Consider the following 7,731-nt stretch of genomic DNA (forward strand, 5'->3'; position numbering starts at 1 on the left):
GTGCTCGAGCACCGCGTCGCGGGAGTTCTCGATCTGTAGGCGCTGCCCGTCGAGCGGGATGGCCGAGCGGACCTGATCCCGGTCGAACCAGATGGCGCCCTCGCGGGGTTCGAAGTCCGCCTGGAGGGCGAGGCGCTCGAGGAAATCGGTCAGCCGTGCGTCCGGGATGACGCTGGCGATACCGACCTCGGTCGACCACACCACGCTGATCAGCCGCTTCAGCGGGTTCAGAGGCTGTTCACCGCCCCGGTCGAGCGTGCCCTGCCAGTCCACCGACAGGCCGACCGAGTCGGGGTCCAGCGTGGTCGACACGGCCCCGGCGCGCAGATCCACCTCGTCGTCGACCCGCGGTCCGAGCTCGGCGATCAGTCGCCGTTCGGCGTCGGCGGTCCGCATCCCGCCCACCTGGATGCCGGCGACCTCCGTCCCGCGCGGGACCCGGCCGATGCTGTGCACGAGATCGAAGCCGTACAGGACCGCAAGTGCCATGAACAGGCCTACACCGGTGTAGATCCACCGCGACCGCACCCGGTACCGATGTCGGTCGGACGCAGCCGGGTGCGGGCCCGCGCCCTCGATCGCGACGGGGCGTGCCGGGGTGTCGTCATCGTGGGACTCGACCACGCGTCATCCACCTCCTCCCGAGCGGGGGACGGCGGAACCCCGCGGGCCGCCGGCCGGGGACGTCCCCGCCCGAACCACTGTGAACACCACTATGACGGACCGATACCGATGAGTGCAGCCCCCGCGCCGGACGCGGGGGCTGCGCTCATCGGACTCACGGGACGAGCCCGCGGCGAGTTGGACGAGGTGCGGGGGTCAGCGCTCCACGATCGCGGTGACGCCCTGGCCGCCCGCGGCGCAGACGGAGATGAGCGCCCGGCCGGAGCCCTTCTGCTCGAGCAGCTTGGCCGCGGCGGCCAGGATGCGGCCGCCGGTGGCGGCGAACGGGTGACCGGCCGCCAGCGAGGAGCCGTTGACGTTGAGCTTGGAGCGGTCGATCGACCCCAGGGCCTTGTCCAGGCCCAGACGCTCGGTGCAGTACTCCTCGGACTCCCACGCGGCCAGGGTGGCCAGCACCTGCGAGGCGAACGCCTCGTGGATCTCGTAGTAGTCGAAGTCCTGCAGGGTCAGGCCGTTGCGGGCCAGCAGCCGCGGCACCGCGTAGGTGGGGGCCATGAGCAGCCCGTCGGGCGTGCGACCGTCGTGGCCGTGGACGAAGTCCACCGAGGCGGTCTCCGAGTCCACCAGGTAGGCGCGGACCGGCAGCTTGTTCTCCTTCGCCCACTCCTCGCTGGCCAGCAGCACGGTGGACGCGCCGTCGGTCAGCGGGGTGGAGTTGCCGGCCGTCATGGTGGCCTCGGTGCCGTGGGCCTCGGCGTCGCGCTTGCCGAAGACCGGCTTGAGCTTGCCCAGCTTCTCCTCGGAGGAGTCGGGCCGCATGTTGTCGTCGCGGGCCACGCCGAGGTACGGCGTCACCAGGTCGTCCTGGAACCCGGAGTCGTAGGAGGCGGCGAGGTTGTGGTGGCTGGCGACGGCCAGCGCGTCCTGGTCTGCGCGCGTCACCCCCATCTCGCGGGCGGTGATGGCGGCGTGCTCACCCATCGACAGCCCGGTACGCGGCTCGGCGTTCTGCGGCTGCTCGGGCACGAGGCCCTGCGGGCGGATCTCTCCGAGGAGCTTCAGGCGGTCGACGGTGGACTTGGCGGAGCTGACCTTGATGAGGGTCTTGCGCAGGTCGTCGTTCACCGAGAGCGGCGCATCCGAGGTGGTGTCGGTGCCTCCGGCGATGCCGGACTCGATACGCCCGAGGGCGATCGCGTCGGCCACCTGGATCGCGGCGGCCAGGCCGGTGCCGCAGGCCTGCTGGACGTCGTAGGCCGGGCTGGCCGAGTCGAGCACCGAGCCGATGACCGACTCACGGGTGAGGTTGAAGTCGCGGGAGTGCTTGAGCACGGCGCCGGCGACGACCGACCCGACGCGCTTGCCCTGGAGGTTGTAGCGGCTGGCCAGTCCGTCGATCGCGGCGGTGAGCATGTCCTGGTTGGAGGCGTCCGCGTACTTGCCGTTCGAGCGGGCGAAGGGAATTCGGTTGCCGCCGACGATGGCGACCTTGCGGGGGCTGGTGGTCACGTGTGTCACTCCCGTTGTGTTCTCGGTGTCCGGTGGCCCGAAACGCGGCCCTGCACGTATTGTTACTCAGCAGTAAGTTATTTGTCGACCCGTAGTACCGCACCTCTCCAGGAGATGATCGCCATGGCACAGGGCAACCTCGACCTCTACTCGCAGTTCGTGACCTCGGCCCCGGGGTCGTTCATCGCCGGCAAGGTCGGCCTCCCGCAGCCGGAGCAGCTGCGCCGGTACGAGGCCGGACAGCCCGCCCTGCACGGTCCCGTCCTCATCGGCGGCGAGGGCCGCCTGGCCGACCCCGTCCGGGAGATGCTGGCCGGCGACTACGAGCTGGCCGCCGCGGGCGCCGAGGGCAAGTTCGCCGGTCTCGTCTTCGACGCCACCTCGCTGCGTCGCCCGGAGGACCTCAAGGCCCTGTTCGAGTTCTTCAACCCGGTCGTCCGCAACGTCGCCGCCAGCGGCCGCATCGTCGTGCTGGGCACCACCCCGGAGGAGACGGGCTCGGTCGAGGAGCGCATCGCCCAGCGCGCGCTCGAGGGCTTCACCCGCTCGCTCGGCAAGGAGATGAAGCGCGGCTCCACCGTCCAGCTCGTGTACGTCTCCCCCGACGCCGACGCGGGAGCCTCCGGACTCGAGTCCACCCTGCGGTTCATCCTGTCCGGCAAGTCGGCGTACGTCGACGCGCAGGTGTTCCGCGTGGGGGCCGGCTCGGCCACCGCCCCGGCATCGTGGGACCGCCCGCTCGAGGGCAAGCTCGCCGTCGTCACCGGCGCCGCCCGCGGTATCGGCGCCGAGATCGCGGCCGTGCTCTCCCGCGACGGCGCGCACGTGATCTGTTGTGACATCCCGGCCGCCGGCGAGTCGCTGTCCGCCACCGCCAACAAGGTCGGCGGCACCTCGCTGCCGCTGGACGTCACCGCCGCCGACGCCGCCGAGGTCCTGGCCAAGCACGTGACAGAGCGTCACGACGGCCGCGTCGACGTGCTCGTCCACAACGCCGGCATCACCCGTGACAAGACGCTGGCCGGCATGGACAGCGCCCGCTGGGACTCCGTCATGGCCGTCAACCTCATCGCCCCCGAGCGCATCACCGCCGAGCTCGCCGAGAAGGGCGTGCTGGGCGAGGGCTCGCGCGTCGTGGGTGTGTCCTCGATGGCCGGCATCGCCGGTAACCGCGGCCAGACCAACTACGCGGCCTCGAAGGCCGGTGTCATCGGGTTCGTCAACGGCGCCTCGGCCGAGCTGGCCTCGAAGAACGTCACCGTCAACGCCGTGGCGCCGGGCTTCATCGAGACGCAGATGACGGCCGCCATCCCGTTCGCCACCCGCGAGGCCGGCCGTCGCATGAACTCCCTGCAGCAGGGCGGTCTGCCGGTCGACGTGGCCGAGACGATCGCCTACTTCGCCAACCCCGCCTCGTCCACGGTCACCAACAACGTGATCCGCGTGTGCGGCCAGTCCCTGCTGGGTGCGTGATCTGACGTGGAGTACACCCGCCTTCCCGCCATCCCCAACCTGCTCGCCCAGTACGGCAAGGCCGCGGTGGGCGCCCTTCCCGTCGTGGGCGGCTCCCGCGACGGTAAGTCCATGCCGTCGAAGGGCGTCGAGGTCGCCGGCGTGCGCGTGGACGTGGCCAACCTGGCCGCCTACGCCCGCGTCTGTGGCCTGCGGCTGACCGACGAACTGCCGCTGACCTACCCGTTCACCCTCGCGTTCCCGCTGAGCATGCAGCTCATGCTGGATCCGGACTACCCGGTGCCGGCGATGGGGTCGGTGCACCTGACCAACGAGATCGAATCGCGCCGCCCGCTGCGGGTCGGCGACGAGCTCAACATCCGGGCGCACGCCGAGAACCTGCGTGAGCACCCCGCCGGGTTGCTGCTGGACGTGGTCACCGAGATCCGAACCGGTGACGACGACGAGCCCGCCTGGGTGCAACGGTCGGGCCTGCTCTCGAAGCGGCGGACCTCGCTGACCCCGGCCAAGGACGCCCCGCGCCCGCCGAGGCCCGAGCCGCCGACCGCAGCCGAGATCGGCGACCCCACCGTGGTGAAATCGGTGTCCGAGGCGCAGATCGCGGAGTACGCGGCCGTGTCCGGGGACCGCAATCCCATCCACGTGTCCAAGGTGGGCGCGAAGGCGTTCGGCTTCCCGAACGTCATCGCCCACGGCATGTGGACGGCCGCCACGCTCCTCGGCACGGTCGAGGGCGGGATCCCCGAGCGGGCCCGCTACTCGGTGGAGTTCGGCAAGCCCGTGATCCTGCCGGCCAAGCTGGGCATCTACGCCCGTCGCGGCGGCGCGGGTGATCCCGCCTGGTCGTTGACCGTGCGCAATCCCAAGAAGCTGGGCACCGTGCACGCGACCGCGAGCATCGAGGAGCTCTAGGCCCCACCCGGCACGCGGCCCGACCGGGCTCCGTCGTCGAGAAGAGCGTCCCGCACACGTCGCCCGAGAGGCAGGTGTGCGGGACGCTCTTGTCGTTGGGTGGATGGACCCGCCGGGTCGGGATCCGGTGTCGCGCGGGCCGCGCGTCGAATAGGTTCGGCCGCAGAGGGGAGCCCTACCGGATCCCCTCACCCCGGCCCAGGAGTAGCTGTGCACCGCACCGAGTTCCCCCGCCTCCTCGCCCGGCCGGCCGCCCTCGTGACGGTGGCCGTGGTCGTCACGCTCACCGCCTGCTCGACGACCGGCGACCCGGATGGCGTCGGCTCCGGCGGCACCGACTCCGGTGGCGCCCCGGGCGCCGGCCCGGTCGGGTCGCAGCCCCCCGGGCACCCTGCCACGCAGGGCCCCGTCGTCGAGGTGGAGACGGTCGCCGACGGGCTGACGATCCCCTGGGACGTCGTCCGCGACCCCGAGGGCGTCATCGTCACCGGCGAGCGGGGTTCGGGCACCCTGTACGCGATCCGCGGGAGCGGGGAGCGGACCGTTGTCGACGCGGACCTCGGCGAACTGTACGACCGAGGCGAGAGCGGCCTGATGGGGATGGCACTGGCAAGGGACTTCGCCACCAGCCGCGAGGTCTACACCTGCCATTCCTCGGCCGAGGCGGACGACAACCGCGTCACCTCCTGGACCGCCGCCGACGACTGGTCCGCCCTCGAGTCACCCAGGGTTCTCGTGGCCGGCATCCTGCTGGCCGACCGGGGCTTGCACTCGGGCTGCCGCATCCTGGTCCACCCGGACGGCACCCTGTACATCGGCACGGGCGATGCGTTCACCGGCCCGGCGCCCCAGGACCCCGAGTCGCTCTCGGGCAAGATCCTGCACGTCACCCGCGACGGCGAGCCGGCCGACGACACCATCGGTGACTCCCCCGTCCTGACGTACGGCCACCGCAACGTGCAGGGGCTGGCCCTGCGGCCGGACTCCGACCAGATCGTCGCCGCGGAGCACGGGCCGGACGTCGACGACGAGGTGAATCTCGTGCTCGCCGGGTCCAACTACGGATGGGACCCGAACTCCGGTGGCCGGTACGACCAGAACGTACCTATGACCGACACCGGCGACTTCCCCGATGCGGTGGAGGCGGCGTGGCGTTCCGGGGACCCGACCCTCGCTCCGGGCGGGATCGCGTTCCTCGACGACCCTGCGTGGGGCGAGTGGGACGGAGCCCTGGCGGTGGCGATGCTCAAGACCAGCCAGATCGTCCTCATGACGCTGTCCGAGGACGGCACCTCCGTCACCGCGACCGCAGCGATCCTGCGAGGAGAACACGGCCGCCTGCGATCGATCACCCCGGAGCCCGGCGGGTCGCTGCTCGTCACCACCTCCAACGGTGGCGGCACGGACAAGGTACTGCGCGTCCGGCCCGCAGCAGGCTGACAACCCCGCCCCGGCCCCGACCCCGGACCGGTACCCCTGCCCACGTGTGGCCCATAACCTGTGGCTCGCATCACTTCTCACCCCACAGCAGGGAGTTCTCCGTGCACGACCGCCCCATGCCCCGTTCGTCCCGCACCCGCACCCTCGCAGGGGCCGCCGCCGCTGCCGCCGTCGTCACCCTCGCCCTCCCCGCCATGGCGTCCGCCCAGTTCGGTTCGCTCGGACCCGGATCGACGGGGTCGGTGGACACTGGTTCGGTCCCACCTGGCCTGCTGTTCCCGCCGACCCCCGGCATCGGTGCCGGACCGGACGTCGAGATCGTCGAGGGTCCGGACGTCGAGACCGCCGTCGTCATGAACGGGCTGAACGTCCCGTGGGACGTGGTCCGCGCCCCGGACGGCACCCTCCTCACCGGCGAGCGCGGTGGCCGGATGTTCGTGCAGCGCCCGGGCGAGGAGCAGCGCACCGTGTCGATCGACCTGCCGGGCCTGTTCCGCCAGTCCGAGAGCGGCCTCATGGGCATGGCCGTGGACGCGGGCTTCGACCAGAACCGCGAGATCCACGTGTGCTGGTCCCGCGCGGTCGGCGGCGAGCGAGACAACCGGATCACGACGTTCGAGGTCGACGAGAACTGGACCACCATGACCAGGGTCCGTGACACCCTCACCGGGATTCCCCTCGGCGCCGACGGCATCCACAGCGGCTGCCGTCTGCTCGCCGCCCCCGACGGGTCGATCTACGTGGGCACCGGAGACACCTACGGCCCGACCGGCCCACAGTCCCTCGACTCGCTGGCCGGAAAGACCCTGCACATCGACCCCGACGGCACCCCGGCCGGAGATTCCGACTCGGTGATCCACACGATCGGCCACCGCAACGTGCAGGGCCTGGCGATCGACCCGGACTCCGGGCGCGTCTACTCCGCCGAGCACGGCCCGGACGTCGACGACGAGGTCAACCTCCTCCAGTCCGGCGGGAACTACGGCTGGAACCCGAACGTCGGGGGGCAGTACAACCAGAACGTGCCGATGACCGACACCGAGGAGTTCCCGGACGCGGTCGAGGCCGTCTGGTCGTCCGGGGAGCAGACCCTGGCCCCGTCGGACATCGAGTTCCTGCGGGGATCCGAGTGGGGCGAGTGGGAGGGGGCGCTCGCGATGGCCAACCTCAGGAGCCAGAAGCTCGTCCTCCTCCGACTCAGCGAGGACGGGCGGTCTGTCGTCGACTCCGCCGTGCTCCTCGAGGGTGAGTTCGGTCGCCTGCGGTCCCTGGCGCCCGAGCCCGACGGTTCGCTGCTGGTGACGACCTCCGACGCCGACAATCGCGACGCCGTGTTCCGCATCAGCCCGGCGGCGGGCTGACCGGCCTAGAGACGTAGGACCTGCCGGGCGGCGTCGGCCAGCGCGATCGCGTAGCCGGCGCCGTGCCCGGCGGAGTGGGTGGCCAGCGGGTGCAGTTGATGCAGCGGGACCCTGTCGCGCCATCCCTCACGAAGCGGGTGCGCCTCGTCGTACCCGCGGAGGATCTCGTCCGGGTGCGGGGCGCCGAAGAGGGCCAACATGGCCAGGTCGGTCTCGCGGTGGCCGCCGTGCGCGGCGGGGTCGATGAGCACGGCGTGGGCGTTGTCGCCGGAACCGGTCCACAGCACGTTGCCGGTCCACAGGTCGCCGTGGAGGCGCGCGGGGACGTCGCCGGGGTCGTCGAGTTCGCCGGACGCGACGCGGTCGCAGGCCCGCTCGACCACGGCGAGGTCGGCGCCGCCGAGGACACCGA

Annotated in this window: 6 protein-coding genes and 1 pseudogene; 4 read left to right on the forward strand and 3 right to left on the reverse strand. The window is 71.6% G+C overall.

Going from position 1 to position 7,731, the window contains the following annotated elements:
- Positions 1-624 (reverse strand): annotated as a pseudogene (locus G6023_RS05530) (VanW family protein); the annotation flags it as partial.
- A 195-nt stretch (positions 625-819) separates the two neighbouring features.
- On the reverse strand, positions 820-2,133 hold the full coding sequence (locus G6023_RS05535; RefSeq protein ID WP_120286449.1) for an acetyl-CoA C-acetyltransferase: 1,314 nt from the start codon (positions 2,131-2,133) through the stop codon (positions 820-822).
- Positions 2,134-2,256: 123 nt separating this feature from the next.
- On the opposite strand from G6023_RS05535, the gene G6023_RS05540 reads away from it, so the two are divergent.
- The 4 genes from G6023_RS05540 to G6023_RS05555 all read left to right on the forward strand — a co-directional run bounded on the left by G6023_RS05540 (position 2,257) and on the right by G6023_RS05555 (position 7,319).
- Positions 2,257-3,606, forward strand: coding sequence for a 3-oxoacyl-ACP reductase (locus G6023_RS05540; RefSeq protein ID WP_187699981.1), 1,350 nt, complete (start codon positions 2,257-2,259; stop codon positions 3,604-3,606).
- A gap of 6 nt (positions 3,607-3,612) precedes the next feature.
- Positions 3,613-4,518 (forward strand): MaoC/PaaZ C-terminal domain-containing protein, encoded by a 906-nt coding sequence (locus tag G6023_RS05545; protein WP_182634353.1) that lies wholly within the window; start codon positions 3,613-3,615, stop codon positions 4,516-4,518.
- A gap of 210 nt (positions 4,519-4,728) precedes the next feature.
- On the forward strand, positions 4,729-5,958 hold the full coding sequence (locus tag G6023_RS05550) for a PQQ-dependent sugar dehydrogenase (protein WP_347570722.1): 1,230 nt from the start codon (positions 4,729-4,731) through the stop codon (positions 5,956-5,958).
- A 101-nt stretch (positions 5,959-6,059) separates the two neighbouring features.
- Positions 6,060-7,319, forward strand: a complete 1,260-nt coding sequence (locus G6023_RS05555; protein WP_347570723.1) for a PQQ-dependent sugar dehydrogenase — start codon at positions 6,060-6,062, stop codon at positions 7,317-7,319.
- 5 nt (positions 7,320-7,324) lie between these two features.
- Here the strand turns inward: G6023_RS05555 and G6023_RS05560 are convergent.
- Positions 7,325-7,731, reverse strand: a 407-nt coding sequence (locus G6023_RS05560) for a fructosamine kinase family protein (protein WP_182634355.1), incomplete at its 5' end; no start/stop codon positions are given.

Source organism: Dietzia sp. DQ11-71 (genome assembly GCF_014144995.1).
Classification (GTDB): domain Bacteria; phylum Actinomycetota; class Actinomycetes; order Mycobacteriales; family Mycobacteriaceae; genus Dietzia; species Dietzia kunjamensis.

What these genes read in the sequence shown, in the direction of transcription:
- G6023_RS05540 (WP_187699981.1), top strand. Translation starts at nt 2,257, where the DNA reads ATGGCACAGGGCAACCTCGACCTCTACTCGCAGTTCGTGACCTCGGCC.